Raw genomic sequence first — 26,235 nt, 5'->3', positions numbered from 1 at the left:
GCGCCGGTACCGGCATCGCCGCCGCGTCGCGCTGATCCCGCCCTCCGGCCCCGGCCCCCGGGCCGCAGGGCGACGGCGGGTTTGCACCGGGCTACCCGGCTGACCTGACCCTGCGGAACCGGCCTGATGCACTTCCACTTCGTCCTGGACGAACCGCAATACAATTCGCTGTTCGAGGCGCTGATCGCCGAGGCGCGCGGCCGCCGGCACACCGTGACCACGGGGCTGCGCTGCGTCCACCGCTATGATGCCGATGCTTATGTCAGCCTGCAGGACGTCGCGCTGCGCGCCGCGCCGCGCCCACGGGTGTTCCTCACCCACGGCCTCGGCCTCGCCAAGCGGGGCGCGCTGACGCTGGACGTGGACCTGCTGCTGCTGCCCTACAGTGGCAAGGGCATCATCGACGACCAGCAGCACATGTCGCCGGAGTGGCGCAGCCGGACCACCGTGGTGCGCAGCCTGGGATCGCCCAAGATCGACCTGCTGCAGCGCGGCGCCGCGCGCAAGGCCGAGATCCAGCGCCAGATGCGCGCCACCTATGGTTTCGACGCCCGCCCGATCGTCGGCTACTGCCCGACCTTTCGCCATGACGGAAGCCTGCACCACGCGCAACGCGGCCACCGGTTGCGCGAGGCCGAGGCCATCCTCGAGCAGCGCTTCAACGTGGTGATGCTCACCCATTCGCTGGAAACCGACGCGGCGGAGGTCGCGGAACTCCGCTTCCGCGCCTCACCCACCCTGTCGCGGCTGGACCATTTCCTGGGCCTCGACTGCGCCGTGACCGACACCTCCGGCATCGGCTTCGAGCTTTGTGCGATCGACATGCCGATGGTGCTGCTCGACAATCCTGCCGAGCCGGACTTCCTGCTGGCCCGTATGCTGGAACAGCCGGTCCGCGTCGATTACGGCCCCGTCTGCACCCTTGCGAACCTCGCGAACACCGTTGCCTTCGCGCTGAGCCATCCCGCCGCGCATGCGTCCCGGCGCGCCTTCTGGGCCGAGATGGCCTTCGGCCCGCGGGATGGCCAGGCCGCCCGCCGCACCATCGACGCGATCGAGGCATTCGTGCTGGCGCAGCATCGCCGCTTCGCGGTGCGTCGTGGCGAGAGCACCATCCTGCAGGATTATCTCGCGAACGGGATGACGCAGTTCCGCACCGCCGGCGTGGCGACGGTGGAGCGGGAGGCGGTCACCGTTCCGCTCACGGGCACTGGGCGATGGGCGTTCTACGGTCCCTATCAGAAGCTCGGCACCGGCCGCTTCGCCCTTGAAATCGATGCGGACGCCGATGGGGAAGGCCCCTTCTGTTTACAGGTGGATGCGCAGGGCGGGCACACCATCCTTGCTCAGCTGGAATTCACCCGGCGGCTGCACGCTTCGCTGCTGTTCGAAGTGCCGGAGGCGCTGGCCGGCGTTGATCTGGAGTTCCGCCTGACGCAACCGGCGGGCGTTGCGGGCCGGCTGCGGCTCAAGGCCTTCAGGCTGCACCTGATCGGCCTGCCCAGGACCGGGGGGCCGGCCCTCGCGGCGGCGCGGAGCATCCCGGCTCCGGCGCCGCTGAACCCGGCCTGGCAGGACGTCGCGACGCTGCTGCAGGACCGCGCCGCCGCGGCGGATCGCGTTGTCGCGCCGGCGCCGTTCCATCCGTGGCTGGCCCATTGCCGCCAGGTCAGCGACGCGCCGGAGCCTGGCGAATGGCCCGATCTGGTGGTGCTGCACAAGGGCGAGCTTTCGCGGCTGCCGCCCGATTTCCTGCCGGAGCTGGCACGCCGGGCCGCGCCGATCTTCGCGAATGCCGTGTTCGTGGTGTGGCGCCTGCATCCCGGTTTCGCCGCTGGCGACCGGGATGGCCCGCTGCACCTCGCTTCCCTGCAGCATTTCCTGCGCACCAGCACGCCCCCCGCCCTGTCCTTTCCGTACCAGGACCGTGCCTGGGCCGAGGTCGCCGAGTTCCTGGCCGGGCATGCCGCGGCGGAGGAGTTGGTGCTAGCGCCGGCTCCCTTCCGCCAGGTGCTGGCACTCCGGCTTCATCAGGCAGAGCAGCCGGCGGCGGGCGTCGAATATGCCTGGGTCGTGCTGCACAAGGGCCGCCTTGAGCAGATGCCGCTCGATTTCCTGCGCGCCCTGCCGGCGGACCACCAGCCGGTGCTGGCCAACGCCGTGTTCGTGGTGTGGTGCCGGCGGCCGCGGCCGGGCATGGAGGATTGCACCGAGACGCCGCACGTGCGCTCCTTCACGAACCGCCTCCGGGTTCTGGAGATGGCCGAAACGGCGGGCTAGCGAGCGGCCGCCGCCGCCATCCGGGTCGCAACCGTCCGCGACGCTGGCGCTTTGCTGCCGGCAGGAACGAGGAGCGCGAGGGATGAGCCGCTGGCGGTGGTTGTGGACCCGGCTGACCCGCCGGCTGTGGTTCCGGGCAGCCCTGTTCACGCTTCTGGCGGTCGCGACCGCCCTGTTCGCCGCGGTGGCCGAGCCCTTCATCCCCTACCGGATCACCGCCTCGATCGGTGCCGAGGCGGTGGACAACATCCTGGGCATCCTGGCCTCGTCGATGCTGGCGGTGACGACCTTCTCGCTCACCACCATGGTGTCGGCCTTTTCCGCGGCCACCAACAACACCACCCCGCGCGCCACCCGCCTGCTGATCGAGGACCGCTCGGCGCAGAACGCCATCTCCACCTTTCTGGGCAGCTTCCTGTTCGCGGTGTCGGGCATCATCGCCCTCAGCACCGGCATCTATGGCGAAAGCGGCCGGGTGATCCTGTTCGTCGTCACCGTGCTGGTGATCGGCTGGATCGTGGTGACGCTGGTGCGCTGGATGGAGCACCTGTCACGACTCGGCCGCGTCGGCGAAACCACGGCGCGCATCGAGCAGGCGGCGCGGGTCGCGCTGCAGCAGTTGGCGAAGCAGCCGCATCTCGGCGGCTGCCCCGCCGTGCCGCTGCCGCCTTCCGCCCATCCGGTGTTTCCCGCCGAACAGGGTTACCTGCAGCACGTCGATCTCGGGCGGCTCGAAGCGCTCGCCGAGGAAGCCGGGCAAAAGGTCCACCTCGTCATGCTGCCCGGCAGCTACGCGCATCCGCGGCGTCCGCTCTGCTGCCTCGCCACCGATCCCGGCGAGGAGGTGGACGAACGGCTGCGCGGCGCCTTTTCCCTTGAACAGAGCCGGTCCTACGACCAGGACCCGCGCTTCGGCTTGGTGGTGCTGTCGGAGATCGCGTCGCGCGCCCTGTCGCCCGCGGTGAACGACCCCGGCACCGCCATCGGCGTGCTCACCGCCGGCGGCCGGCTGCTGGAGGAATGGTCCACCACGCCGGCCGAGCCGACGGTCGAGCACCCGCATGTCCATGTGCCGGCCTTGTCAGCGGATGACCTGCTGGACGGCTTCTTCCGCCCCATCGCGCGGGACGGCGCCGGCCTGCTGGAGGTCGGCATCCGGCTGCAGAAGACGCTGAGCCTGCTGGCGCCGCTGCCGGGCCTCGGCGATGCCACGCGCCGCCACTCCGCGGAGGCGCTGCAACGCGCCGAGGCCGGCCTGACCTTGGCCGAGGAACGGCGCATCCTGCGCGGCGTGGCCCTGGCCGCCGAGGATGCCGCCTGGCCCTGACGCGGCGATCCGGCCCGAAGGCGCCCCTACCCGCGCGCGTTGGCCCGCGCTAACACTGCCTTCCGAGTAACGGAGGCAACCGTGAACCAGCAGCCCCTGCCCAATTCCCTCCGCCAAGGCCCGGACCTGCGCGGCCGCTTCGGCGAGTTCGGCGGCCGCTACGTCGCTGAAACGCTGATGCCGGTGATCCAGGAAGTGGAACAGGCCTACAACGCCGCGCGCAACGACCCCGCCTTCCTGGCGGAATGGCGACGGCTGCTGAAGGATTACGTCGGCCGCCCCAGCCCGCTCTGGCTGTGCGAGCGGCTGACGGAGCATTGCCGCGCGGCCTCCGGCCAGCCCGACAAGGGCGCGAAGATCTACTTCAAGCGCGAGGAGCTGAACCACACCGGCGCGCACAAGATCAACGCCGTGCTGGGCCAAATCCTGCTGGCCAAGCGCATGGGCAAGCCGCGCATCATCGCCGAGACGGGTGCCGGCCAGCACGGCGTCGCCACCGCCACGGCCTGCGCGCTGTTCGGCCTGAAATGCATCGTCTACATGGGCGCCACCGACGTGGAGCGGCAGGCGCCCAACGTGTTCCGCATGAAGCTGCTGGGCGCCGAGGTGAGGCCGGTCACCTCCGGCGCCGGCACGCTGAAGGACGCGATGAACGACGCCATGCGCGACTGGGTCGCCAATGTCGCGGACACCTATTACTGCATCGGCACGGTGGCCGGCCCGGCCCCCTTCCCGCAGATGGTGCGCGACTTCCAATGCGTGATCGGCGAGGAAACCCGCGAGCAGATCCTGGCCGCCGAAGGCCGGCTGCCGGATGCGCTGGTCTGCGCCGTCGGCGGCGGCTCCTCCGCCATGGGGCTGTTCCACCCGTTCCTCGATGACGAGGGCGTCGCCATCTATGGCGTCGAGGCCGCCGGGCGCGGCATGGATACGCCGGAGCACGCCGCCTCGCTGAACCGTGGCCGCCCCGGCGTGCTGCACGGCAACCGCACCTACCTGCTGCAGAACGGCGACGGGCAGATCCAGGAAGCGCATTCCATCTCGGCCGGGCTGGATTATCCCGGCATCGGGCCGGAGCATTCCTGGCTGCACGAGATCGGCCGCGTCACCTATGTTGGCGCCACCGACGGGGAAGCTCTGGACGCGTTTCAGCTCTGCTCGCGCCTGGAAGGCATCATCCCGGCGCTGGAATCGGCGCACGGCCTGGCGCAGGTGCTGAAGCTGGCGCCCACCATGGATCGCGACGGGATCATCATCCTCAACTTGTCCGGCCGGGGCGACAAGGACATCTTCACCGTGGCCAAGCACCTGGGAGAGCAGCTGTGAGCCCCTCCGACTCCGGGCCGCCCGGTTCCGGCCGCGATTGCTTCGACCGCCGCGGCCGCATCGCCGCGCGCTTCGCCCAGCTCAAGGCCGAGGGACGCGGCGCGCTGATGCCCTATCTCGAGGCCTATGACCCCGACCCGGCGACCTCCATGGCGCTGCTGCGCGGCCTGCCCGGGGCGGGTGCCGACCTGATCGAGCTGGGCGTGCCGTTCTCCGACCCCATGGCGGACGGCCCGACCATCCAGTTGGCGGCGCAACGGGCGCTGAAGGCGGGCGGCAGCCTAGCCGGCGCGCTGGCCATGGTGCGCGACTTCCGGCGCGCGGATGATGACACTCCCGTAGTGCTGATGGGCTACCTCAACCCGATCCTGTCCTATGGCATCGACAGCTTCTGCACCGAGGCGGCGTGTTCCGGCGTGGACGGGCTGATCGTGGTGGACCTGCCGCCGGAGGAAGCCGACGAGCTGGCGATCCCGGCGCGCGAGCAAGGCCTCGACCTGATTCGCCTGGTGGCGCCGACCACCGACGAGGCGCGGCTGCCCAAGGTGCTCGAAGGCACCAGCGGCTTCATCTACTACGTCGCCATCGCCGGCATCACCGGCACGCGCAGCGCCACCCGCGATGCGCTGGCCGAGGCCATCCCGCGGCTGCGCCGGCACACCGACCTGCCGATCGCCATCGGCTTCGGCGTCCGCTCGCCGCAGCAGGCGGCCGAGGCGGCGCAGGTGGCGGACGGCGCTGTGGTCGCCTCGGCGCTGATCGACACCCTGGCGCAGTCGCTCGACGAGCGCGGCCGGGCCCGCCCGGAGACGCTGCGCCGGGTGCTCGACCAAGTACGCGGGCTGGCGGATGCGGTGCGCGGGGCGCGGGTTTCCGCCTGAAGCGGGGGCACCGGGATCACGCTTCCGCCCACGCCGTGATTCCGCTTGACGCCTTCGCGGGATTAGCCTAGGCGAACGCTTCGCCCTGGAACCGAACTGGTGCCGGGGCGCCCCCGCTTCATGGCCCCGGCCGTGATGCCGGGCCGGAAACGGGCGGGCCGGAAACACCACCCACATCAACAGGACCGAGCGGCATCCGCCCATGCGCAGGATGCCCGGTCAAGCCGTGCCCATGCGAATGGGGGCGCAGGAATCCTGCCGTGGCGGCGAGTCGCGGCCGGATCAGGAACATCGCACTTCATGGCAAATGCCAACAGCCTTTCCACGACCCAGGGTGGCATGGAAGACTTCGCCGCCCTGCTCGACGCCACGCTTGGCGCCGATACCGGCTTCGCCGGCTCCGTCGTTACCGGCAAGGTCATCCGCGTCGACGACGATTTCGCGGTCGTGGATGTCGGGCTGAAGTCTGAGGGTCGCGTCCCTCTCAAGGAATTCGCGCCGCAGGGCCAGAAGGCCGAAGTCAAGCCCGGCGACGTCATCGAGCTGTTCGTCGAGCGCTACGAGGACCGTGACGGCTCCATCGTGCTGTCGCGCGAGAAGGCCCGCCGCGAGGAAGCCTGGACCAACCTGGAGAAGGCGTTCAACGCGCAGCAGCGCGTCAACGGCGTCATCTTCGGCCGCGTGAAGGGTGGCTTCACCGTCGATCTCGGCGGCGCCGTGGCCTTCCTGCCTGGCTCCCAGGTCGATATCCGCCCGGTGCGCGACGTTGGCCCGCTGATGGGCTCGCCGCAGCCCTTCCAGATCCTGAAGATGGACCGCGCCCGCGGCAACATCGTGGTGTCGCGCCGCGCCGTCCTCGAAGAGACCCGTGCGGAGCAGCGCTCGGAGCTGATCCAGGGCCTGAAGGAAGGCATGATCCTCGACGGCGTGGTCAAGAACATCACCGACTACGGTGCGTTCGTCGACCTCGGCGGCGTGGACGGCCTGCTGCACGTCACCGACATCGCCTGGCGCCGCATCAATCACCCCTCCGAGGCCCTGACCATCGGTCAGCAGGTCCGCGTGCAGGTGATCCGCTTCAACTCCGAGACGCAGCGCATCAGCCTCGGCATGAAGCAGCTGATGTCCGACCCGTGGGAAGGCGTCGCGATCAAGTACCCGGTGGGTGCGAAGTTCAGCGGCCGCGTGACCAACATCACCGATTACGGCGCCTTCGTGGAGCTGGAGCCGGGCGTCGAGGGTCTGGTCCACGTCTCCGAGATGAGCTGGACCAAGAAGAACGTCCATCCGGGCAAGATCGTCGCGACATCGCAGGAAGTCGACGTGATGATCCTGGACGTGGACGAGCCGAAGCGCCGCATCTCGCTCGGCCTGAAGCAGGCCCAGGGCAATCCCTGGGAGCTGTTCCTGGAGAGCCACGGCCCTGGCTCGATCGTCGAGGGCGAGATCCGCAACATCACCGAGTTCGGTCTGTTCGTGGGTCTGGCTCCCGAGATCGACGGCATGGTGCACATGTCCGACCTGTCCTGGGACGTCGCCGGCGAGCAGGCGATGGCCGAGTACCAGAAGGGTCAGGTCGTCAAGGCCAAGGTGCTGGACGTTGACGTCGAGAAGGAGCGCATCTCCCTCGGCATCAAGCAGCTGGCCGCCGACCCCGCCGCCGAGGTGCTGGATCGCGTTCGCAAGAACGATGTTGTCACCTGCATCGTGACCAAGGTCGAGCAGAACGGCATCGAGGTGAAGGTCGACGAGGTGCTGACCGGCTTCATCCGGCGCGCCGAGCTGGCCCGCGACCGCAACGACCAGCGCCCCGACAAGTTCGCCATCGGCGAGAAGGTTGATGCGAAGGTCACGGCCGTGGACCGTGCCGCCCGCCGCCTGGCCCTGACCATCAAGGGCAAGGAAGTGGAGGAGGAGCGCGAGGCGATGAAGGAGTACGGCACCGCCGACTCCGGTGCGTCGCTGGGCGACATCCTTGGCGCCGCGATCCGCCGCCGCAACCAGATGGTCAGCGACGAGTAATCCTCGCCGCTCCCGTCGGAGAACACGACGCGCCCCGGATGGTCCGCCATCCGGGGCGTTTTCATGCGCGCCATTCGAGGAGGTGCGTCATTCAAGCGGGCAATCACCATCATCGGCGGGCGGGATTGGCAGCCGCGCCGCCGCGGCTCATTCTGTGCTGCAACGCACAGGAGTGAGATCCGATGGCCGAACCTCTCGGCGCCCAGGCGCTCGACCAGCTGTTCCGCACCGCCCGCACGCATTACAAATGGCAGGATCGCCCGGTGTCCGACGAGACGCTGCGGGATTTGTACGAGCTGGTGAAGATGGGCCCCACCAGCGCCAATTGCGAACCGGCCCGCTTCGTCTTCATCCGCACGCCCGAGGCCAAGGAGAAGCTGCGCCCGGCACTGTCATCCGGCAATCTGGAGAAGACCATGAGCGCCCCGGTGATCGCCATCGTCGCCTGGGACGTGGCGTTCTACAGCAAGCTGCCGGAGCTGTTCCCGCATGCCGATGCGAAGTCCTGGTTCACCGGCAGCCCCGCCTTCGCCGAGGCCACCGCCTTTCGCAATTCCTCGCTCCAGGCCGCCTATCTGATCCTGGCGGCGCGGTCGCTCGGCCTCGATACCGGGCCGATGAGCGGGTTCAACGCCGCCAAGGTGGACGAGGCGTTCTTCCCGGATGGCGGCTGCAAGACCAACATGCTGGTGAATCTGGGCTATGGCGACGAGAGCGGGCTGTTCGGCCGGCTGCCGCGCCTGGCCTTCGACCAGGCCGTGACGCTGGCCTGACCTTGCCGGGTGGCCTCGCGGGCGGCGGCGGGCCCGTTCCGCTCGCCGCATCCCTGCGCCGGGTGCTCAGGCGCCCGGCCGCGGCATCGCCCCCAGCCCGCCCACGACTCCTGTTCCGGTCCCGGCCCCTGGCCCTGCCGGCGCGGCGGCGACCGCCTGATGGTCGGCCAGCGCCTCGCGCAGCCGGCCCTCCTGCTCCGGCGACAGCGAGGTGCGCAGCACCCGACCCTGTATGCCGGCCAGTTCCGCCAGCACCTTTTCCGGCTGCACCTTGCGGATCAGCACGAACAGCGCCGAGGAATTGTTCGGGATGGTGTCCGCCAGGGAGCGGATGAAGTCGTCATTGATGCCGTAATCGACCATGGAGCCGGACAGCGCGCCGGTGCCGGCACCGATGGCGCCGCCGATCGCCATGCCGGCCAGCGGGTTCAGGAACAGCAGCCCGACCAGCGAGCCCCACAGCGCGCCCGACAACCCGCCCGAGGCGGCGCCGGCGGCGGTGAGGTTGATGCTCTGCTTGAGGCGGACCTCGCCATCGGCATCGCGCACCGCGATCACCGCGTCTTCCAGGTCGATCAGGTATTCCTGGCGCAGCTTGCCCAGCTTGGCGAGCACCTGGTCGGCCTGGCCGGGGTCATCGAAGCCCACCACCACGAGTTCGGACATCCTGGCTGTTCCCTTGTTCCGGCCGCCCTGGAGCGAGCGGGCGGCCGGTAAACGCGGCCTCCGGAAGCCGGTTCCATTCCGGAACACAGGCCGGCGAACCGCCGTTCAGGGGCGGCTGGCGGCGATCGCCTCGGCCGGCGTCAGGCGGCCATCATACAGCGCCCGGCCGATGATGGTGCCGGCGACGCTGCCGGCAGCCCGCAACGCGGTGATGTCCTGCACCCCGGCGACACCGCCCGATGCGATCACCGGCGTCGACAGCCGCCGCGCCAGCGCCGCCGTGGCCTCCACATTGACGCCGCCCAGCATGCCGTCCCGGTCGATGTCGGTGTGGATGATGGCCGCGGCGCCCGCATCCTCGAAGCCCAGCGCGAGGTCGAGGGCAGACACGCCGCTGGTTTCCGCCCAACCCTCCGTCGCCACCATGCCGTCCCGCGCATCGATGCCGACCGCCACCTGGCCCGGGAAGGCGCGGCAGGCGGCGCGGGCGAAATCCGGGTCCTTCACCGCCGCCGAGCCCAGGATCACCCGCGCGATGCCGCGCGACAGCCAGGCCTCCACCGTCGCCATGTCGCGGATGCCGCCGCCCAGCTGCACCGGGCGGGAGGTGGCGGACAGGATGGCGGCCACCGCCGCGGCATTGGCCGGCCGGCCGGCAAAGGCGCCGTCGAGGTCCACCACATGCAGCCATTCGAAGCCGGCCTCGTCAAAGGCCCGCGCCTGGGTGGCCGGGTCGCCATAGACGGTGGCCTGCGCCATGTCGCCGCGCTTGAGGCGCACGGCCTGACCCTGCTTGAGGTCGATGGCGGGATAAAGGGTGAAGCTCATCGGGATTCCTTCGGCCGCGCGGATCTCAGCCGCCGGCCCGCATGTCGAGGGCGCGGCCATGCGGCGGCTCCAGCAGCTTGAAATAATAATGGCCCGCCACGGTGCGGCCGCGCACCCGCGCATAGGCCGGGTGCGTGCCCCATTGGGTGTAGCCCATGGTTTTGAACAGGGTGATGGCGGTGCTCTGCGTTTCCCGCACGTCGAGGTTCAGCACCCGGTGGCCGAGCGAGGCCGCCCGCTCCTCCACCCGCCGCACCAGCAGCCGCGCCAGCCCGTGGCCGCGGGCATAGGGTGCGATATAGGCATGGGTCAGCTGCGCGCCGAAGGCCTGCGCCTCGTTGTTGCGCGGCGGGCGGATCAGCTGCGCCGAGCCCACCGGCACGCCGTCGAGCCGGGCGATGAACAATTCGGTCGAAGGCACCAGCAGCACGCCGCGGAAATGCCGCGCCAGCGCCTCCCGTCCCTGCGGCTCCACCCAGCCGAAGCCGCCACCCTCGATGATGGCGGCATCGGTGGCTTCGCACAGATCCGCCAGATCGGCCTCGTCGAGCGCCTCGGTACGCTCCACCAGCAGCTCATGGTTCAGCGCCGACATGCTCAGGGCGACCATTGCAGGAAATTGGCCAGCATGCGCAGGCCGGTGAACTGGCTTTTCTCGACATGGAACTGGGTGCCGAACAGGTTGTCCCGGCCGATAATGGCGGCCACCGGCCCGCCGTAATCGGTGGTGGCCAGCACCTCGCCGGGACGGCCGCCGGACAGCGCAAAGGAATGCACGAAGTAGGCGTGGTCGCCCGGCGTGACGCCGTGCAGCACGGGATGCGCTTCGGGGGTGAAATCCAGCGCGTTCCAGCCCATCTGCGGCAGCGGCAGGGCGTCGCCGGTGGCATCGCGCGGGTCCATCGGCGCCATCTCGCCGCCGATCCAGCCAAGGCCGGGCGTCACGCCGTGTTCCAGCCCGCGCTCCACCATCAGCTGCATGCCGACGCAGATGCCGAGAAACGGCACGGCCCGGTGGATCGCCGCCTCCTGCACCGCCTCCACCATGCCCGGCATGGCGTCCAGGCCGCGGCGGCAGGCGGCGAAAGCGCCCTGGCCCGGCATCACGATGCGGTCGGCGCGCGCCACCGCCTCGGCCGTGGTTTCCACTGTGATGGCGGCATGCAGGCCGGCGTCGGACGCCGCACGGTGCAGCGCCCGCAGCACCGATGCCAGGTTGCCCGAGCCGGGATCCACCACCGCCACCTTCATGCCCGAGGTCCTTTCGCTTCCAGCGCGGCCCAGTCCGGGCGCGCATCCAATGCGCGCAGCATCGCCGCCGCCTCATCCCGGGCCAGCACCACCGCGGCGGCCGGCCGGCCGCGCCGGGCGAGCTGCCAGCGCCGCAGATCCTGCGCGTGCAGCCCCACCAGAAGCTGCGCCGCCAGCCCCAGCGGCAGGGCGCTGCCCCGCGGCGCCAGCATGGCCAGCGCCAGGCTGAAGACCAGATAAGCCAGCAACGGCCACCACAGCCGGTGCAGCAGGAACCACAGCGGCGGCAGCAGCGCCGCCAGCAGCGAGAACCGCTCCGGGATCAGCAGCAGCCCGGCGTCTCGCGCCGGCGCGGCGGCGGGCCTGCGGGCGGGCGTGCCGGCGGCGGGAACCGAGGAGGCCGGCAGGCTGGCCGGCGGGTGCACCGTCCAGGCCCGGCTCATCCGTCGAGCGAGCCCTTGGTGGAGGGAATCGCCCCGGCCGCTCGCGGATCGGGCTCCACCGCCTGGCGCAGCGCGCGCGCCAGCGCCTTGAAGCAGCCTTCCGCGATGTGGTGCGCGTTGCTGCCCGCCTTCTGGATCACATGCAGGGTGATGCCCGCATTGATGGCGAAGGCGCGAAAGAACTCCTCGAACAGCTCGGTGTCCATGGCGCCGACCTTGTCGCGCGGGAACGCCACGGTCCAGGCCAGGAAGGGGCGGCCGGAGATGTCGATGACGGCCTCCACCAACGCCTCGTCCATCGGCACCAGGGCGGCGCCGTAGCGGCGGATGCCGCGCTTGTCGCCGAGCGCCCGCTTCACCGCCTGGCCCAGCACGATGCCGACATCCTCGGTGGTGTGGTGGAAGTCGATGTGCAGGTCGCCCTTCGCGTCCACCTCGAGGTCGATCAGGCTGTGCCGCGCCAGCGCCGTCAGCATGTGGTCGAGAAAGCCGATGCCGGTGTTGACGCGCGCCTGCCCGGTGCCGTCCAGGCGGAGCAACACCTGGATCTGGGTTTCGCTGGTGCTGCGGGCGATGTCGGCAGTGCGCGGCTTGCTGTCCATGCGGGGCTTCCTAGACCGGGAGGCGGGGGTTGCCCAGGGGATTGCCCGGGGGATTGCCCAAGGATGGGTCCACGGGGGAATTCCTTCATGGGACATCGTTCCCCGGGGATGGTTCCGGGAGGGATGCTGCGGGAGGCGGCGCCGGGAAACGGTTGCGGAATCCCGATCGCGGGCGCGCCGGGCCTTGTGGCGCCTTCATGGTTTCGCAAAGCAATCGGGCCAGTCTGCGCGGATGCCGCCGGCCCTCCGGCGCCTTGCCGCAGCAGAACAAGGATCGTGCCGCCGTGTTCCTGGCCCTTCGGCCTGTTCGACGCAGCCTGCTGCGGGTGCTGCGCCTCGGCGCGGCGGCCGCATTGCTGCGCCACCGGCCGGCGAAAGCGGGCTCGTCCTTCGCCGCCTCGGCCCGGACCCGGCTGTTGTGGCACGCCGCGCGGGACGCGCAGGCCCGCGAGGACGCCGTGACGCTGCGGCTGCTGGAGCGGAGCTCCACCCTGGCCGAGGCGGACCGGCAGTTGCTGCGTGCCGCCCGCGCCGAGGCAGACAGCAGCCTGGAGGGCTTGTTCCTGGCCATGCGGGACGATGCGGGCCTGCCGGCCGACCAGGGGCTGCGGGCCCGGCTGCGGCTGGTGGAGGCGACGCTCGCCGCGCGGCGAAGCCTGCGTCGTCGCATGGACCGGCTGGCCACCCACCCCGCCGCACTGCCCCTCACCCCCGGGGAATGGCACCAGGGCCGGCGCAACCACGATGCGGCTTTGCAGGCGATCGGGGTGCTTCTGCTGGGCGGCGGCACGGCACCGGCCAAGCCCTCCGTCGCGACGCCGCCCCGCCGCAGCACGGCCGGCGACCGGCTGCCGCCGCTGTTCGGGGCACCGGCGTCGACGACCATCGAGGCCGAGGACGCCGCACCGCTGTGGCTGGGGGGGCTGGCGGCTTCCATGTTCGGGGGCGTGGGCTGGCTGTTGTGGCGGCGGCGCTCCGTTCCCGCGCGGCGCGGCGCCGACCGGGCGGAGGTGGCGCTGTTCGCGCGGCTGCTGCTGCCCGGTGCCGCGCCGCAGCGCGCCGCGGTGATCAACATGTCGCGCGGCGGCAGTGCCCTGCGCTGGGCGGCCGGCACAATGCGGGCAGGGCAGGCGCTGGCCGTGGATGTCGACGGGCTCGGCCGCATCGAGGCGCAGGTGGTGGAGCATGAGGACGCCGTGCTGCGGCTGCGCTTCCTGGCGCTCAGCCCGCGCCAGGAGAACGCCCTGGCGCGGCTGACCGCACGGGGATCGGGGCGCTGACACGAGCGGGGCCGCGGCGGGGCACTGGCCCCGCCGCGGAAGCGGCCGGATCAGACCTCGACCTGTTCCACCGCCACCACCTCGGGGACGTAGTGGCGCAGCATGTTCTCGACGCCATGCTTCAGCGTGGCGCGCGAGGACGGGCAGCCCGAGCAGGCACCCTGCAGATGCAGCTTGACAATGCCGTCGCGGAAGCCGCGAAACACGATGTCCCCACCGTCGCCGGCCACCGCCGGACGCACGCGGGTGTCCAGCAGCTCCTTGATCTGGGCCACGATCTCGGCATCGGCGGGATCGCTGTCCTCTTCCACCGCCTCGTCGGTGAACTCCTGCCCCAGCAACACCGGGCGGCCCGCCATCAGGTGCTCCATCAGCAGCGCCAGCACCTGCGGCTTCAGCGCCTCCCACTCGGTTCCGGCCGTCTTGCTGACGGTGACGAAGTCGGCGCCGAGAAAGACGCGGGCCACGCCATCCAGGGCGAACAACCGCTCGGCCAGCGGAGAACGGGACGCCGCCTCGGCCGAGGTGAAGTCGGCAGTGCCGCCGGCGCCCATCACGTCCTGGCCAGGCAGAAACTTCAGCGTGGCGGGATTGGGCGTGGATTCCGTTTCAATGAACATGAGCGCTTTTCCGTGCGTGAAGGTCGGGTATCCGGTCCGCATGGGATGTGGGACATCCGGCGCGCCGCTGCAACCGCAAAGGGCCGCGGCACCGCCCGCCCTCAGGTGACGCGGGCCAGCTCCACGTCATCCAGGTTGCCGGGCACGATGGTCAGCGGCACCCGCAGCCGCGGCGCGTAGCGGCCGGTCAGCGCGGTAATCAGCGGCCCGGGCCCGCCGCCATTGACGCCCGATGCCAGGATCAGGATCGACAGGCGCGGATCCTCCTCCAGCAGGGCCAGCAGCTCGTCACGCGTCTCGCCCTCGCGGATCAGCAGGATCGGCAGGCCGCCGGTGATCTCCTGCACCTCGGCGGCCAAGGCGGAGAGCAGCTTCTCGGCTTCCTCGCGCCGCTCCTCCTGCAGCATGGCGCCGACGCCGGCCCATTCCACCGTGCCTTCCGGCTCGATCACCCGCAGCAGGGCGACGCGGCCGCCGCCATTGCGCGCCCGCAGGCAGGCGTAGCGCATGGCGACGCGCCGCTCCTGGCTGTCATCCACCATCACCAGGAAAACACGGTCGCGCCGCGCAGCTTCGGGCATTCATCCCCTCCGGAACAGCACGCTGCCGAGCCAGCCGGCGAAGGCGGCCAACAGAATGCAGGCCAGACCGTACAACACGGGCTCGGTGGCTGCCACATCGGCGATGCGCGCGGCGGCGCCGACCCGCTCCACCCGGAAGCCCAGCTCCTGCCGCGCCACCACGCGGCCGGCACGCACCAGCAGCACCTGCACCTGGTAGTCGCCGGTGTCGGTGGCGGCGGGCAGCGGCAGGCGGGCGCGGAATAGCCGGGCGCCGGAAATCTGCACCGCCTCCTCCTCCTCGTGCCAGAGGCGGGCGCTCTGCTTCAACTGCAGCAGGGCCTGGCGGTAAGCCGGATCCTGGATGCCGAGCGACTGCAGCGGCAGGTGGTCGACGCCGAGCCGCTTGGCCTCCCGTTCCTCCGGCGGCAGCATCTCGCGCAGCGGGCGGGTTCCGGCCATCAGGTAGAAGCCCGGCACCTGCCGGAAGCGGGCGGAAGGGCCGTTCAGCCAGAGACCGAGCACACGGATCTTGCGCCGCACGATCATCGGCTCGGCGCCGCTCTGCACCACCACCAGCACGTCGTCGCCGCCTTCCCCGCCGAGCAACCGCTCGGTGGCGCCGAACACCAGCAATTCGGTGCCGCTGAAGCCGGTGGTGATGTCCACCCGCTCCTGCGACAGCTCGGCCACCAGGGGCGGGCGCGCGGCCGCCGGATTGCCCGGCGCGGGCGGCGGGGGCGGCGGCAGGGGGGCTGCCGGCGCGGGCTGCGCCGCCAGGGGCCGCACCAGGGCGGGATGCGCGCCCGAAGCGATGCCGAGGCCCAGCAGCAGCGCCAGCAGAACGCGCCTCGCGCGCCTCATGTCGGGATCGGGCCGATGGCGAACAGGCTGTCCGGCGTCGCCACCAAGCCCCACAGCAGGCTGAGCGCCACGCCGAGCACCAGCAGGCCGAGCAGGGCGCGGGTTTCCTCGCCCCGCAGCCGCGTGCCCATGGCAGCGCCGAACTGCGCGCCCGCCACGCCGCCCAGCAGCAGCAGCAGGGTCAGCACGATGTCGACGCTGCCGGTCTGCACCGCCTGCAGCAGCGTCACGTTGGCGGCGACGAACACCACCTGGAACAGCGAGGTGCCGATCACCACCGAGGTGGGCATCCCCAGCAGGTAGATCATCGCCGGCACCAGCATGAAGCCGCCGCCGACGCCCATCACCGCCGACAGCACGCCGATGCCGAGCCCCACCAGCATGGGCGGGATTACCGAGATGTAGAGGCGCGACTTGCGGAAGCGCAGTTTGAACGGCAGGCCGTGCATCCACATGTGGGCGTGCAGCCGCGCCGGGCCGCCGGAGCGGCGGCGGCGCAGGATGGCGCGCACGCTTTCGCGCACCATCAGCGCGCCGACGCTGCCCAGCACCACGATGTAGAAGATCGAGACGGCCAGATCGACCTGGCCCTGGCGGCGCAGCCAGGCGAACAGCTCAACCCCCATGGCCGAGCCGATGAAGCCGCCCACCAGCAGCACCAGCCCCATGCGCGGGTCGACATTGCCGCGCCGCCACTGCGCGATCAGCCCGGACACCGAGGCGCCCAGCGTCTGATTGGCGCCCGAGGCCACCGCCACCGGCGCGGGAATGCCGACCAGGATCAGCAGCGGGGTCAGCAGAAAGCCGCCGCCCACCCCGAACAGGCCGGAAAGCCACCCCACGCCAAAGCCGATGCCCAACAGCAGCGTCGCATCGACCGACATCTCGGCGATTGGCAGGTAGACCTGCATGGTGGTTCCAGTCTCACAGCCAGCAACAGGACGACCGGCGGGCCGCCGCCCGCCGGCCGGTTCGCACAAGGGACATTCCGAATACGGCAAGTCTTGGGCTAAAGCATGCGTATCGAGAGAGTTCTGTGCCTCCAACGGGGAATTGCTGCCGATGCGCGCCTTGCTGTCCCGCCGTGCCCTGCTGGCCACAAGCCTCGCCGTTCCCCTGGCCATTCCGGCGCTGCGCGGGACCCGTGCGCAGGGGATCGGATCGCGGGTCAGCCTGCTGCACCTGAACGACTTCCACGCCAAGCATGACGGGCAGCAGCCCACCGGCGGCACCTGCCGCGAAGGTCGGCCCTGCGTCGGCGGCTCGGCCCGGCTGGCCAGCGGCTGGAGCATGCTGGAGGCCGAGGCGCGCGCCGAGGGCCGCGGCGTGCTGCGACTCGATGCCGGCGACCAGTTCACCGGCAGCCTGTACCACACGGCGCACAACGGCCGGACCGAGGCGGCGGTGCAGCGCGCCAACCGCACCCACGCCATGACGCTCGGCAACCACGAATTCGACGGCGGGCCGCAGCGGCTCGCGGATTACGCGGCGCTGGTGGATTTCCCGCTGCTCTCGGCCAATCTGGACGTCAGTCGCGAGCCGCTGCTGCAGGGCCGGATCGGCAGCCACGCCGTGTTCCGCCACGGCGAGCAGCGCATCGGCCTGATCGGCCTGACCACGGAGACCACGCCGGAAGCCTCCTCCCCCGGCCCCACCGTGGCCTTCACCGACGCGCGGGAGGCGGCGCTGCGCGCGAGCGCCGCGATCCGCGCCGGGGGCCCGGCCACGATCGTGGTGCTGTCGCATCTGGGGCTGGTGCCGGACCAGCGCCTCGCCGCCGCCGTGCCCGGCATCGACCTGATCGTCGGCGGCCACTCGCACACCCTGCTGGGCAACGGCCTGCCGGAGGCGGAAGGCTCTTCCCCCGTGATGGTGGACGGACCCGACCGCGCGGTGCGCATCGTGCAGGCCGGCGCCTATGGCCGCTGGCTCGGCCGGCTCGACCTCGATCTCGCGCCGGATGGCAGGATCCTGGCGCAGGGCGGGCGGGTGCTGCCGGTCACGCCGGAGCTGGCCGAGGACGCCTCCGTCGCCGCGCTGGTGGCCGGCTATGGCAAGCCGCTGGCCGAGCTACGCGCGCGCCCGGTGGGGCAGAGTCCGGTGGCGCTGTCCAACAGCGAGTGCCGCAAGGGCGAATGCGGCCTCGGCAATCTGGTGGCCGACGCCATGCTGGCCGCGGTGCCGGGCGCCGAGGTGGCGGTGACCAATGGTGGCGGGCTGCGCGCCGGGCTGCCGCAGGGGCAGGTATCGCTGGGCGACGTGCTGGAGGTGCTGCCCTTCGGCAACACGCTGGCCACGCTGACCATCCGCGGCAGCGACCTGCGGCAGGCGCTGGAGATCGGCCTCGGTCGCTATGCCGAAAATGGCGGCGGCTTCGCCCAGGTTGGCGGGCTGCGCTACGGCTTCGATCCCGCCGCGCCGGCCGGACAGCGCGTCCGCTCCGTCAGCGTGCGGGACGGCGATGGCTACAAGCCGCTCGACCCGGAGCGCGTCTATCGCGTGGTGACCAACAACTTCACCCGCCGCGGCGGCGACGGCTATACGCCGTTCCGCGACAAGGCGCTGGATTCCTACGACAACGGCCCGCCGCTGGAGGATGTGGTGGCGGCCTATATCCGGCTGGAGGGCGCCTCCCGCTCGCGCCTCGACGGGCGGATCGAGCGGCGATAACGGCGTGCCGGAATCCGGCACGCCGCGGCCTTGGCCATTCGCCCCGCGGGCCGGACCCGCTATAGGCGCCCCTTGCGCCGCGTTCAGGAGGTCCGATGACCCACTCGCCCCCGATCATCGATGCCCGTGGCCTTTGGAAGAAATTCGGCGGGCTGGCGGTGCTGAAGGGCGTGGATCTCAGCGTCGCCGAGCGCGAGCTGGTGTTCATCATCGGCCCCTCGGGTTCCGGCAAATCCACCCTGCTGCGCTGCCTGAACCGGCTGGAGGAGCCGGATGACGGCTCCATCCAGGTCGACGGCATCGAGCTGCTGAGCCCGAAGACCGACCTCAACGCCGCGCGGCGGCGCATCGGCATGGTGTTCCAGAGCTTCAACTTGTACCCGCACATGACCGCGCGGGCCAACGTCATGCTGGCGCTGCGCAAGGTGCTGGGCCAGGACAAGGACCAGGCGGCCCAGCTCGCCGCCCGCGCGCTCGACCGCGTCGGCCTGGCGGAGCGGATGGACCATTACCCGGCGCAGCTCTCGGGCGGCCAGCAGCAGCGCGTCGCCATTGCCCGCGCCATCGCGCTGGAGCCGCGGGTGATGCTGTTCGACGAGCCGACCAGCGCGCTGGACCCCGAGCTGGTGGGCGGCGTGCTGAACGTGATGCGCGAGCTGCGGCAGGACGGCATGACCATGGTGGTGGTGAGCCACGAGATGGCCTTTGCCAAGGCCGCCGCCGACCGCGTGGTGTTCATGGCCGATGGCCAGAAGCTGGAGGAAGGACCGCCGGCGCAGATCTTCGACGCGCCCCGGCACGAGCGCACCCGCGCCTTTATCCGCCAGATCGACCGGCATTGAGGCCGGATCGCCATGGACGCGCTGAACAGTTTCATCTTCTCCTTCTTCAACCTGAAGGTCATGGCGCAGTACCTGCCGCTGGTGGCACAGGGGCTCGGCCTGACCGTGGTGCTGGCGCTGCTGATCGTGGTGTGCGGCCTCGCCCTCGGGCTGGCGCTGGCGGTGATCCGTTCCTTCGGGCTGCGCGTGCTGAACTGGGCGATCATCTTCACCGTGGACGTGTTCCGCGCCCTGCCGCCGCTGGTCATCATCGTGCTGCTGTTCTTCGGCCTGCCGGCGGCGGGGCTGTCGATCTCCGGCTTCGCCGCCACCTGGCTGTCGCTGACCCTGGTGCTGATGGCGTTTTCCGAGGAGATCTTCTGGGCCGGCATCACCGCCGTGCCGAAGGGCCAGTGGGAGGCGGCACGCTCCACCGGGCTTTCCTTTCTGCAGACGCTGCGCATGGTGGTGCTGCCGCAGGCGCTGCGCATCACCGTGCCGCCGCTGACCAACCGCACCATCGCCATCACCAAGGGCACCGCGCTCGGCTCGGTGGTGGGCGTGGCCGAGATCCTCGGCGCCTCGCAGAGCGCCATGTCGTTCTCGGCCAACCCGTCGCCGCTGACGCTGGGGGCGATCGCCTATCTGGTGCTGTTCATTCCCGTCGTCGCGCTCGGCCGCTGGATCGAGACGCGCTTCGCCTGGAAGCGCTGACCATGCGGTCGCGAGCACCGCAGCGGAGCGAGGAGCAGAGCGTGAACCGCATGGCCGGAAACCCGACCATGCGGTCGCAAGCAGCGCAGCGAAGCGAGGAGCAGAGCGTGAACCGCATGGCTGGAAACCCGACCATGCGGTCGCAAGCAGCGCAGTGAAGCAAGGAGCAGAGCGTGAACCGCACCGTGAAAGGCTAGCCGAGCACTCATGGAAGACTTCCTGTTCGCCTTCCTGAACTGGGACATCGTCACCCAGGCCTGGCCGATCCTGTGGCGCGGCTTCCTCTATACCCTGGCGCTGTCGGCCATGACGGTGCCGCTCGGCCTCGCGGGCGGCGTGGTGCTGGCGCTGCTGTCCACCTCCGGCCCGCGCCTCGTTCGGCTGCTGGCGGCGGGCTGGACCGATGTCTTCCGCGCCATCCCGCCCCTGGTGCTGCTGGTGTTCCTGTATGCCGGGCTGCCCTTCGCCGGGATCGATGTGGGCGCCTGGGGCGCGGTGGCGCTGGGCTTCCTGCTCAACACCGGCAGCTATTACGGCGAGGTGTTCCGCGCCGGCATCGAGAGCGTGCCGCGCGGCCAGATGGAGGCGGCGCGCTCCACCGGGCTCAGCCGCGGCCAGACGCTGCGCCACGTCGTGCTGCCGCAGGCGGTGCGCAACGTTCTGCCCGATCTGGTCAGCAACACGCTGGAGGTGGTGAAGCTGACCTCCATCGCGTCCGTGGTTGCCCTGCCGGAATTGTTGTTCCAGGCGCGCCAGGCGCAGAACGCCACCTACAACGCGACGCCCATCGTGGCGGCGGCGCTGGCCTATTTCCTGCTGCTCTGGCCGGTGGTGCGGCTGGTGTCCCGGCTGGAAAACCGGGCCCTGGCCGGGCGCTGAGGAAAGCCGCCCGCCCGGCCGCAGCCTGTGCCAGCCTGGGCCGGTGCTGCGGAGCCGCCATCATGGACCCATCATCGCGCCGGCTGGCGCAACTTCTCGCCTGGGCGGCGCTGGCCGGCCTCGCCGCGCTGGCCATCCTGGTGGCGTGGCTACTGGGCTTCCCGGGCGTGATGATCCTGGGGCTGCTGTTGCTTCTGGTGTGCACCCGCGCGGAGCTGTCGGACCAGGTGCCCGTCTGGAGCCTGGCCGTGTTCCACGCCCGCCAACAGCCGCCAGCGTCGCTGGAAGCGCGGGCCGACCGGGCTGCGGCACGGCGGAACAACCGGGCTGAGCTGCGCTTCTTCAAAGGCTGTTGCTTATTGCTGATCGTGGCCGGCCTGCTGGGAACGGCGTGGCAGTTCTGGCGGAACGGCTGACGGCTGAGGCGGGCCTCAGCCGGCCCGACGGGCGAAGCCTCCGATCAGCTCCGCCACCGCGTCCGGCGCTTCCAGCGGCAACAGGTGCGCGGCACCCGGCACGGTGGCGAGCTTCGCGGCGTTGAAATAGGGCGCCATCAGGCGGCGCTGCGCATCCGGCCCCAGGTCACTGTCCGCCTCCCCCGCCAGAACAAGCGCCGGGGTGTTCAGCAGCCCGATGCGGCGGGACCAGTCCTCGCGCGAGCCGCGTTCCAGCCAAGCCATCCAGGCGGCCCGGTCGGCGCGCAGCACATCCTCCACCGCCAGCTCCCGCAATGGGTCCGGCAGGCGGCTCGCGGTGTTGGCGTCGATGAAGCCTTCCGCCTCGGCGCGAGACTGCTCCGCCGGGCCGGCGAACCAGCCCAGCATGCGCCGCCGCCGTTCCTCCGCCATCGGCTCCGGCGAGGGTGGCGAGCCGGCCAGCGTCACCAGCCCGGCGAGCCCGGACAAGCCGGGCGCGCCGTCCTCGGCCCGCCGGGCAATGGCGGCGGCCACCTTGGCGCCCATGCTGTGCCCGGCCAGCATCCAGCGGCGCGGTGCCTGGGCGCGGATCTGGCCGGCGACATGGTCGGCCATGGCGGCCACGTCGTGGCCGCCGCTGCCCGTCGCGTCGCCGAAGCCGGGCAGATCCAGCGCCATCAGGCGGAGATTGGGCGGCAGCCGCTCCGCCACCGCCTCCCATTCGCGGGCGCTGCCGCCCAGGAAGTGAAGCGCGAACACGGTGGTGACGGAGGTGCGGTCCATGATCTGCACATTGGCCCGCCCGCCCGCCGCATCAACCGCGCGGCAGCACCGCCTGCGGATCCGCCGCCAGGCCCATCGCCAGATAGCCGGCGCGGTTCGGGTGCAGCTTGTCGCCGGGGCCGCCGATCGTCGAATCGGGCACCATTTCCGGCCGCAGCCCGCCCGTCGCCGGATCGCGCGTCGCCGCGTCGAAATCCACCACCGCGTCGAACAGCCCGCCCTCGCGGATGAAGCTGTTCAGCGCCTTCCGCTTCTCGTCCTGCTCGGCATGGCCATGCGCGGCGCTGCTGCTGCCAAGTGCCGGCGTCACCGTGGCGCCCACCACCCGGATGCCGGGGATGGCGGCGCGCAGGCGCTCCACCCCCTGGCGCATGCCGTCGCGCACCGCCTCGAAGCTGGCATTGCCGTTGCGGCTGAAATCATTGGTGCCTTCCAGCCAGACCACGCTGCGGATGCCGGACAGGGAGGTGATGTCGCGCTCCAGCCGCGCGAGCGCCGAGGGGCCGCCGGGGAAGGGCTTCTGCGGCCCGTATTCCGCCGGACCGACCACCTGGTTGCCGCCGATGCCGGCATTCACCACCGCCACCCGGTTGCCGAGCGCGGCGTGCAGCCGGCGCGACAGCACGTCCGGCCAGCGGTCGTCGCCGTTCATGGTGGAGGCGGTGCCGTCGGTGATCGAGTCGCCGAAGCACAGCACCACCGGCGTGCCGGACGGCGCCGTCATGTCCACCGCGTCGAGGAAGAACCAGGAGGCGGTGGAGAAGGGGAAGCTCGCCTCGCCCTCCTCCGCGCCGCGCGACCCGGCGCCGGGCGGCGTCACGTATGAGGTCTGCAGCGCCTTGGCGTGCCAGGTCATCGGGCCGGAGGAACCGGCGACGTGGAACGACACCGCCAGCTTGCGGCCGAACAGCAGCGCCGCATCCGGCTCTGCGGCGAAGGGCAGCTCCACCGCGTCGGACCAGATCTGGCCGCCGGGCGGCACCGTGACCGAGTCGGCACCGCCGAAGCGCACCGGCCGGTTGCTGCCGGGCAGCACCGCCGCGCCGCCCCAGTGCAGCCCGGCATGCACCCCGGCGAGTTGCAGCGGCCGGGTGCCGAAGGCGTTGGAGAAGCGCAGCCGGGCCCGGCGTCCCCACAAATCGGGCCGCAGCACCAGGCGGAAGCTCTGGTCGCGCGCGCCCTCCTCCGGCCGGGGAAAGGCGAAGGATTGGTTCGGCTGGGCGGACGGGTTGCCGATCGGGTAGGGCCCCTGGGCCGAGCCGGTCCAGGCGGTGACCCAGCCTTGCGGTCCCGCGGGCGTCTGCGCCCCCGCCCCGGTGCCGGGCAGCACGCCCAATGTGGCCGCCAGCATCATGCCCTGCGCCAAGTCCCTGCGGTTCATGCGGTGCTTCTCCCCTGCTTCCACCCGGGGCCGCCTCTGCCGGGCGGCCACCGGGGGCAGCATTCCACGGGAGGGGCAGGTTGCGAAGCGGCGCCTCAGCCCGGGCGTGGCCGCGCCGGCACGCCGGCCACCGTGGCGCCGGCCGGCACGTCCGCCACCACCGCCGCGCCCACGCCCACGGTGGCGCCCTCGCCGATCGCGATCCCCGGGCGCACGCCGCACTGGATGCCCAGCAGCACCCCGGCGCCGAGGCGCACGCCGCCGCCCAGCACGGCGCCCGGCGCCACATGGCAGCCGGGTCCGAGAACGCAGTCATGCTCCACGATGCAGCCGGTGTTCAGGATGGCATGCGGGCCGACCCGCGCCGCCGCGCCCAGCACAACACGGGGCATGGCGATGCTGCCCTGCCCCAGCTCGGCATCGCCGGCCAGCACGGCGGAGGGATGGCGGATCGGCGGCAGGCCGAAGCCCAGGGCCAGCAGCTCCTCGCCCAGGCGGCGGCGCAGCGCATTCTGCCCCAGCGCCACATGCGCCGCGCGCGGCCCCTCCCGCCACAGCGAGGCGGCCCGCGACACCGGCCCGAGGCAGGGCACGCCCGGCAGGGAGGCACCGCCATCATCCAGCACGCCGATCGGATCGGGCCAGCCGGCGTCGCGCAGCGTCGACAGCACGGCGCGGCCATGGCCGCCTGCGCCGATCAGCAGCAGGCGCGGCGGCGGTGGGCGCGACCCCGCCTCAGATGGCGACGCGGACGCCAAGCTCGACGACGCGGTCGCTCGGGATGCGGAAGAACTCGGTGGCCGGCATGGCGTTGCGGCTCATCGCGCCGAACAGCCATTGCCGCCACCGCGCCATCTTCGGCACCACCGCCGCCACCACGGTTTCGCGGCCCAGGAAATAGCTGGCCTGCATCGGCTCGAACGCGACGCCCTGCTCGCGCAGCGTTTCCAGCTCCCGCGGGATGTTGGGCGTTTCCTGGAAGCCGTAGCGCAGCATCACGCGGTGGATGTTGGGTGCCAGTTCCGACACTTCGCGCCGCTGCGGCGCCTGCGGCATGTCGAGGTTCTCGACGGTGACGAACAGCACCCGCTCATGCAGCACCTTGTTGTGCTTCAGGTTGTGCAGCAGGGCGTTGGGCACGTAATCCGCCTGGCCAGTCATGAACACCGCGATGCCGGGCACCCGGATGGTGCGGGATTGCGGCAGCCGCGCCAGAAAGGATTTCAGCGGCAGGCTGTCCTGGCGGAAGCGGGCGAACAGCAGGTCGCGGCCGCGCCGCCAGGTCAGCATCACGGTGAACAGCCAGGCCCCCAGCAGCAGCGGCACCCAGCCGCCCTCCGGCACCTTCAGCACGTTGGAGATGAAGAAGGACGCATCCAGCAGCAGCATCGGCACCACCACCGCGGCGACGGCCGGCCGCGACCAGCCGAACTGGCGGCGGAACACCAGCCCGGCCAGGCAGGTGGTGCACAGGAAGGTGCCGGTGACGGCGATGCCGTAGGCCGCCGCCAGGCTGTCCGAATCATGGAAGGACAGCACCAGGATGATCACTCCGATCAACAGGGCAACGTTGACCTGCGGCATGTAGATCTGCCCTTCCTCCGTTTCGGAGGTGTGGGTGATGGTCATGCGCGGCAGGAAGCCGAGCTGCACGCATTGCCGCGCGATGGAGAAGGCGCCGGAAATCATTGCCTGGCTGGCGATGATGGTGGCGCCGGTGGCCAGCACCACCAGGGGCAGGCGGAACCAATCCGGGGCCAGCAGGTAGAACGGGTTTTCCAGCGCGGCGCGGTCAGCCAGCAGCAGGGCGCCCTGGCCGAAGTAATTCAGCGTCAGGGCGGGCAGCACCGCCCACAGCCAGACCAGCCGGATCGGCCGGGCGCCGAAATGCCCCATATCCGCATACAGCGCCTCGGCCCCGGTCACCGCCAGCACCACCGAGCCGAGGGCGATGAACGCCGCCAGGTGGTAGCGGACGCAGAACTCGATGGCGTACCAGGGCGACAGCGCCGCCAGCACCGCCGGCTCGCGCACGATCTCGATCAGGCCGAGCACGCCGAGGCTGGCGAACCACAGCGCCGTGATCGGGCCGAACACCCTGCCGATGGTGTGGGTGCCCTTGTACTGCACCAGGAACAGCGCCAGCAGCACGGCGAGCGAGATCGGGATCACCGCGTCGGTGAAGGCGGGGGAGATCACCTTCAGCCCCTCCACCGCCGACAGCACGGAGATGGCGGGGGTGATGATGCCGTCGCCGAAGAACAGCGAGGCGCCGGCGATGCCGATCAGCATGATCAGATGCTTGCCGGACTGGCCGCGGCCGACCCGCTGCGCCAGCGCCATCAGCGCCAGGATGCCGCCCTCGCCGCGGTTGTCGGCCCGCAGGATCAGCAGCACGTATTTCACCGTCACCACCAGCACCAGCGACCAGAAGATCAGGCTGAGCACGCCCAGGATCTCCCAGTTCTCCAGCCCGTCGGAGGAGAAGTGCAGCAGCGAGGCGCGCAGCGCGTAGAGCGGGCTGGTGCCGATATCCCCGTACACCACCCCCAGCACGCCGAGCAGCAGCGCAGGGGTCAGGGTGTTCTTCGTGTCCGGATGCTGGTTCTGGTTCGTCACTGCCGTGCCATGGGGATGCCGGCGGCAAGGAGTAGGCCCTCGCGGCGCTGCGCTGCAAGAGGCGCCGCCGTGCCGCCTCACGCGACCCCGGTGGGACCGTCCTGGATCATGCGCACCCGGCGGATCGTTTCCAGCCGCCCATAGGGCTTGCCGATCATCTCGAACTCGCTGCCGCCGGCCTCGCTGCGCTCTATCGAGGTCCCGGCATAGCCGGTGGTCAGCAGCACCT

27 protein-coding genes are annotated in these 26,235 nt (G+C 71.1%); 12 read left to right on the top strand and 15 right to left on the bottom strand.

Going from position 1 to position 26,235, the window contains the following annotated elements; translation table 11 throughout:
• Positions 1 to 126: 126 nt before the first annotated feature.
• The 6 genes from D2K64_RS05470 to D2K64_RS05445 all read left to right on the top strand — a co-directional run bounded on the left by D2K64_RS05470 (position 127) and on the right by D2K64_RS05445 (position 8,609).
• Positions 127 to 2,280: a CDP-glycerol glycerophosphotransferase family protein gene (locus D2K64_RS05470; RefSeq protein WP_120007179.1), complete on the top strand. Its 2,154-nt coding sequence runs from the start codon at positions 127 to 129 to the stop codon at positions 2,278 to 2,280.
• Between the two features lie 82 nt (positions 2,281 to 2,362).
• Positions 2,363 to 3,607, top strand: coding sequence for a DUF2254 domain-containing protein (locus D2K64_RS05465; protein WP_120007178.1), 1,245 nt, complete (start codon positions 2,363 to 2,365; stop codon positions 3,605 to 3,607).
• A gap of 81 nt (positions 3,608 to 3,688) precedes the next feature.
• On the top strand, positions 3,689 to 4,933 hold the full coding sequence (trpB, locus tag D2K64_RS05460) for a tryptophan synthase subunit beta (RefSeq protein WP_202910504.1): 1,245 nt from the start codon (positions 3,689 to 3,691) through the stop codon (positions 4,931 to 4,933).
• The gene (gene trpA, locus D2K64_RS05455; protein ID WP_120007177.1) at positions 4,930 to 5,814 is read left to right on the top strand and encodes a tryptophan synthase subunit alpha; all 885 of its coding nucleotides are present in this window, start codon (positions 4,930 to 4,932) and stop codon (positions 5,812 to 5,814) included. Before trpB ends, trpA begins: the two co-directional genes overlap by 4 nt.
• 300 nt (positions 5,815 to 6,114) lie before the next feature.
• Complete coding sequence (gene rpsA / locus D2K64_RS05450) at positions 6,115 to 7,836, top strand: 30S ribosomal protein S1 (protein WP_120007176.1); 1,722 nt, start codon at positions 6,115 to 6,117, stop codon at positions 7,834 to 7,836.
• 182 nt (positions 7,837 to 8,018) lie between these two features.
• Entirely contained in the window at positions 8,019 to 8,609 is a 591-nt protein-coding gene (locus tag D2K64_RS05445) for a malonic semialdehyde reductase (protein ID WP_120007175.1), read from the top strand.
• Positions 8,610 to 8,675: 66 nt separating this feature from the next.
• On the opposite strand, the gene D2K64_RS05440 is transcribed toward D2K64_RS05445, so the two are convergent.
• The 6 genes from D2K64_RS05440 to hisB all read right to left on the bottom strand — a co-directional run bounded on the left by D2K64_RS05440 (position 8,676) and on the right by hisB (position 12,399).
• On the bottom strand, positions 8,676 to 9,275 hold the full coding sequence (locus tag D2K64_RS05440; RefSeq protein WP_120007174.1) for a DUF1269 domain-containing protein: 600 nt from the start codon (positions 9,273 to 9,275) through the stop codon (positions 8,676 to 8,678).
• A gap of 105 nt (positions 9,276 to 9,380) precedes the next feature.
• Positions 9,381 to 10,103 (bottom strand): 1-(5-phosphoribosyl)-5-[(5-phosphoribosylamino)methylideneamino]imidazole-4-carboxamide isomerase, encoded by a 723-nt coding sequence (hisA, locus tag D2K64_RS05435; RefSeq protein ID WP_120007330.1) that lies wholly within the window; start codon positions 10,101 to 10,103, stop codon positions 9,381 to 9,383.
• A 25-nt stretch (positions 10,104 to 10,128) separates the two neighbouring features.
• The gene (locus D2K64_RS05430) at positions 10,129 to 10,713 is read right to left on the bottom strand and encodes a GNAT family N-acetyltransferase (protein WP_120007173.1); all 585 of its coding nucleotides are present in this window, start codon (positions 10,711 to 10,713) and stop codon (positions 10,129 to 10,131) included.
• On the bottom strand, positions 10,701 to 11,354 hold the full coding sequence (gene hisH / locus D2K64_RS05425) for an imidazole glycerol phosphate synthase subunit HisH (RefSeq protein ID WP_120007172.1): 654 nt from the start codon (positions 11,352 to 11,354) through the stop codon (positions 10,701 to 10,703). Before hisH ends, D2K64_RS05430 begins: the two co-directional genes overlap by 13 nt.
• A complete protein-coding gene (locus tag D2K64_RS05420) occupies positions 11,351 to 11,797 on the bottom strand; it encodes a DUF2628 domain-containing protein (RefSeq protein ID WP_120007171.1) in 447 nt (148 codons plus the stop codon). Before D2K64_RS05420 ends, hisH begins: the two co-directional genes overlap by 4 nt.
• Positions 11,794 to 12,399, bottom strand: coding sequence for an imidazoleglycerol-phosphate dehydratase HisB (hisB, locus tag D2K64_RS05415; RefSeq protein WP_120007170.1), 606 nt, complete (start codon positions 12,397 to 12,399; stop codon positions 11,794 to 11,796). Before hisB ends, D2K64_RS05420 begins: the two co-directional genes overlap by 4 nt.
• 284 nt (positions 12,400 to 12,683) lie before the next feature.
• Between hisB and D2K64_RS05410 the strand changes: the two genes are divergently transcribed.
• The gene (locus D2K64_RS05410; protein ID WP_157985731.1) at positions 12,684 to 13,679 is read left to right on the top strand and encodes a PilZ domain-containing protein; all 996 of its coding nucleotides are present in this window, start codon (positions 12,684 to 12,686) and stop codon (positions 13,677 to 13,679) included.
• Positions 13,680 to 13,729: 50 nt separating this feature from the next.
• On the opposite strand, the gene D2K64_RS05405 is transcribed toward D2K64_RS05410, so the two are convergent.
• The 4 genes from D2K64_RS05405 to D2K64_RS05390 form a co-directional block, all read right to left on the bottom strand.
• The gene (locus D2K64_RS05405) at positions 13,730 to 14,299 is read right to left on the bottom strand and encodes a NifU family protein (protein ID WP_120007168.1); all 570 of its coding nucleotides are present in this window, start codon (positions 14,297 to 14,299) and stop codon (positions 13,730 to 13,732) included.
• Between the two features lie 101 nt (positions 14,300 to 14,400).
• Positions 14,401 to 14,880, bottom strand: coding sequence for a universal stress protein (locus D2K64_RS05400; protein ID WP_120007167.1), 480 nt, complete (start codon positions 14,878 to 14,880; stop codon positions 14,401 to 14,403).
• Positions 14,881 to 15,723 (bottom strand): TIGR02186 family protein, encoded by an 843-nt coding sequence (locus D2K64_RS05395; protein ID WP_120007166.1) that lies wholly within the window; start codon positions 15,721 to 15,723, stop codon positions 14,881 to 14,883.
• The gene (locus D2K64_RS05390) at positions 15,720 to 16,634 is read right to left on the bottom strand and encodes a sulfite exporter TauE/SafE family protein (RefSeq protein ID WP_120007165.1); all 915 of its coding nucleotides are present in this window, start codon (positions 16,632 to 16,634) and stop codon (positions 15,720 to 15,722) included. Before D2K64_RS05390 ends, D2K64_RS05395 begins: the two co-directional genes overlap by 4 nt.
• A gap of 151 nt (positions 16,635 to 16,785) precedes the next feature.
• Here D2K64_RS05390 and D2K64_RS05385 point away from each other — a divergent pair, with 151 nt between their 5' ends.
• The 5 genes from D2K64_RS05385 to D2K64_RS05365 all read left to right on the top strand — a co-directional run bounded on the left by D2K64_RS05385 (position 16,786) and on the right by D2K64_RS05365 (position 21,223).
• Positions 16,786 to 18,393, top strand: coding sequence for a bifunctional metallophosphatase/5'-nucleotidase (locus D2K64_RS05385; RefSeq protein WP_120007164.1), 1,608 nt, complete (start codon positions 16,786 to 16,788; stop codon positions 18,391 to 18,393).
• A gap of 95 nt (positions 18,394 to 18,488) precedes the next feature.
• The gene (locus D2K64_RS05380) at positions 18,489 to 19,235 is read left to right on the top strand and encodes an amino acid ABC transporter ATP-binding protein (protein WP_120007163.1); all 747 of its coding nucleotides are present in this window, start codon (positions 18,489 to 18,491) and stop codon (positions 19,233 to 19,235) included.
• Positions 19,236 to 19,247: 12 nt separating this feature from the next.
• On the top strand, positions 19,248 to 19,928 hold the full coding sequence (locus D2K64_RS05375) for an amino acid ABC transporter permease (RefSeq protein WP_202910502.1): 681 nt from the start codon (positions 19,248 to 19,250) through the stop codon (positions 19,926 to 19,928).
• Between the two features lie 207 nt (positions 19,929 to 20,135).
• Positions 20,136 to 20,807 (top strand): amino acid ABC transporter permease, encoded by a 672-nt coding sequence (locus D2K64_RS05370; RefSeq protein ID WP_120007162.1) that lies wholly within the window; start codon positions 20,136 to 20,138, stop codon positions 20,805 to 20,807.
• Between the two features lie 62 nt (positions 20,808 to 20,869).
• Complete coding sequence (locus D2K64_RS05365) at positions 20,870 to 21,223, top strand: hypothetical protein (RefSeq protein WP_120007161.1); 354 nt, start codon at positions 20,870 to 20,872, stop codon at positions 21,221 to 21,223.
• Positions 21,224 to 21,238: 15 nt separating this feature from the next.
• Here the strand turns inward: D2K64_RS05365 and D2K64_RS05360 are convergent, their stop codons facing one another.
• From D2K64_RS05360 to D2K64_RS25035, 5 genes are all read right to left on the bottom strand, one after another.
• Positions 21,239 to 22,006, bottom strand: coding sequence for an alpha/beta fold hydrolase (locus tag D2K64_RS05360; protein ID WP_120007328.1), 768 nt, complete (start codon positions 22,004 to 22,006; stop codon positions 21,239 to 21,241).
• A 31-nt stretch (positions 22,007 to 22,037) separates the two neighbouring features.
• A complete protein-coding gene (locus D2K64_RS05355; RefSeq protein ID WP_202910500.1) occupies positions 22,038 to 23,387 on the bottom strand; it encodes a GDSL-type esterase/lipase family protein in 1,350 nt (449 codons plus the stop codon).
• Positions 23,388 to 23,482: 95 nt separating this feature from the next.
• A complete protein-coding gene (locus tag D2K64_RS05350) occupies positions 23,483 to 24,145 on the bottom strand; it encodes an acetyltransferase (RefSeq protein ID WP_202910498.1) in 663 nt (220 codons plus the stop codon).
• Positions 24,123 to 26,006 (bottom strand): potassium transporter Kup, encoded by a 1,884-nt coding sequence (locus D2K64_RS05345; RefSeq protein ID WP_238384026.1) that lies wholly within the window; start codon positions 26,004 to 26,006, stop codon positions 24,123 to 24,125. Before D2K64_RS05345 ends, D2K64_RS05350 begins: the two co-directional genes overlap by 23 nt.
• Positions 26,007 to 26,083: 77 nt before the next feature.
• The gene (locus D2K64_RS25035) at positions 26,084 to 26,233 is read right to left on the bottom strand and encodes a hypothetical protein (RefSeq protein ID WP_202910496.1); all 150 of its coding nucleotides are present in this window, start codon (positions 26,231 to 26,233) and stop codon (positions 26,084 to 26,086) included.
• Positions 26,234 to 26,235: the final 2 nt, after the last annotated feature.

It is taken from the genome of Teichococcus vastitatis (assembly GCF_003604215.1).
GTDB classification, from domain to species: domain Bacteria; phylum Pseudomonadota; class Alphaproteobacteria; order Acetobacterales; family Acetobacteraceae; genus Pseudoroseomonas; species Pseudoroseomonas vastitatis.
This window is presented reverse-complemented; position numbering and strand designations above follow the sequence as displayed.

What these genes read in the sequence shown, in the direction of transcription:
- D2K64_RS05370 (WP_120007162.1), top strand. Translation starts at nt 20,136, where the DNA reads ATGGAAGACTTCCTGTTCGCCTTCCTGAACTGGGACATCGTCACCCAG.
- hisA (WP_120007330.1), bottom strand. Translation starts at nt 10,103, where the DNA reads ATGAGCTTCACCCTTTATCCCGCCATCGACCTCAAGCAGGGTCAGGCC.
- D2K64_RS05445 (WP_120007175.1), top strand. Translation starts at nt 8,019, where the DNA reads ATGGCCGAACCTCTCGGCGCCCAGGCGCTCGACCAGCTGTTCCGCACC.
- D2K64_RS05405 (WP_120007168.1), bottom strand. Translation starts at nt 14,299, where the DNA reads ATGTTCATTGAAACGGAATCCACGCCCAATCCCGCCACGCTGAAGTTT.
- D2K64_RS05465 (WP_120007178.1), top strand. Translation starts at nt 2,363, where the DNA reads ATGAGCCGCTGGCGGTGGTTGTGGACCCGGCTGACCCGCCGGCTGTGG.
- D2K64_RS05430 (WP_120007173.1), bottom strand. Translation starts at nt 10,713, where the DNA reads ATGGTCGCCCTGAGCATGTCGGCGCTGAACCATGAGCTGCTGGTGGAG.
- D2K64_RS05360 (WP_120007328.1), bottom strand. Translation starts at nt 22,006, where the DNA reads ATGGACCGCACCTCCGTCACCACCGTGTTCGCGCTTCACTTCCTGGGC.
- D2K64_RS05400 (WP_120007167.1), bottom strand. Translation starts at nt 14,880, where the DNA reads ATGCCCGAAGCTGCGCGGCGCGACCGTGTTTTCCTGGTGATGGTGGAT.
- D2K64_RS05420 (WP_120007171.1), bottom strand. Translation starts at nt 11,797, where the DNA reads ATGAGCCGGGCCTGGACGGTGCACCCGCCGGCCAGCCTGCCGGCCTCC.
- hisB (WP_120007170.1), bottom strand. Translation starts at nt 12,399, where the DNA reads ATGGACAGCAAGCCGCGCACTGCCGACATCGCCCGCAGCACCAGCGAA.
- D2K64_RS05440 (WP_120007174.1), bottom strand. Translation starts at nt 9,275, where the DNA reads ATGTCCGAACTCGTGGTGGTGGGCTTCGATGACCCCGGCCAGGCCGAC.
- D2K64_RS05395 (WP_120007166.1), bottom strand. Translation starts at nt 15,723, where the DNA reads ATGAGGCGCGCGAGGCGCGTTCTGCTGGCGCTGCTGCTGGGCCTCGGC.
- rpsA (WP_120007176.1), top strand. Translation starts at nt 6,115, where the DNA reads ATGGCAAATGCCAACAGCCTTTCCACGACCCAGGGTGGCATGGAAGAC.
- D2K64_RS05365 (WP_120007161.1), top strand. Translation starts at nt 20,870, where the DNA reads ATGGACCCATCATCGCGCCGGCTGGCGCAACTTCTCGCCTGGGCGGCG.
- D2K64_RS05355 (WP_202910500.1), bottom strand. Translation starts at nt 23,387, where the DNA reads ATGAACCGCAGGGACTTGGCGCAGGGCATGATGCTGGCGGCCACATTG.
- D2K64_RS05380 (WP_120007163.1), top strand. Translation starts at nt 18,489, where the DNA reads ATGACCCACTCGCCCCCGATCATCGATGCCCGTGGCCTTTGGAAGAAA.
- hisH (WP_120007172.1), bottom strand. Translation starts at nt 11,354, where the DNA reads ATGAAGGTGGCGGTGGTGGATCCCGGCTCGGGCAACCTGGCATCGGTG.
- D2K64_RS05390 (WP_120007165.1), bottom strand. Translation starts at nt 16,634, where the DNA reads ATGCAGGTCTACCTGCCAATCGCCGAGATGTCGGTCGATGCGACGCTG.
- D2K64_RS05385 (WP_120007164.1), top strand. Translation starts at nt 16,786, where the DNA reads ATGCGCGCCTTGCTGTCCCGCCGTGCCCTGCTGGCCACAAGCCTCGCC.
- D2K64_RS05375 (WP_202910502.1), top strand. Translation starts at nt 19,248, where the DNA reads ATGGACGCGCTGAACAGTTTCATCTTCTCCTTCTTCAACCTGAAGGTC.
- D2K64_RS05470 (WP_120007179.1), top strand. Translation starts at nt 127, where the DNA reads ATGCACTTCCACTTCGTCCTGGACGAACCGCAATACAATTCGCTGTTC.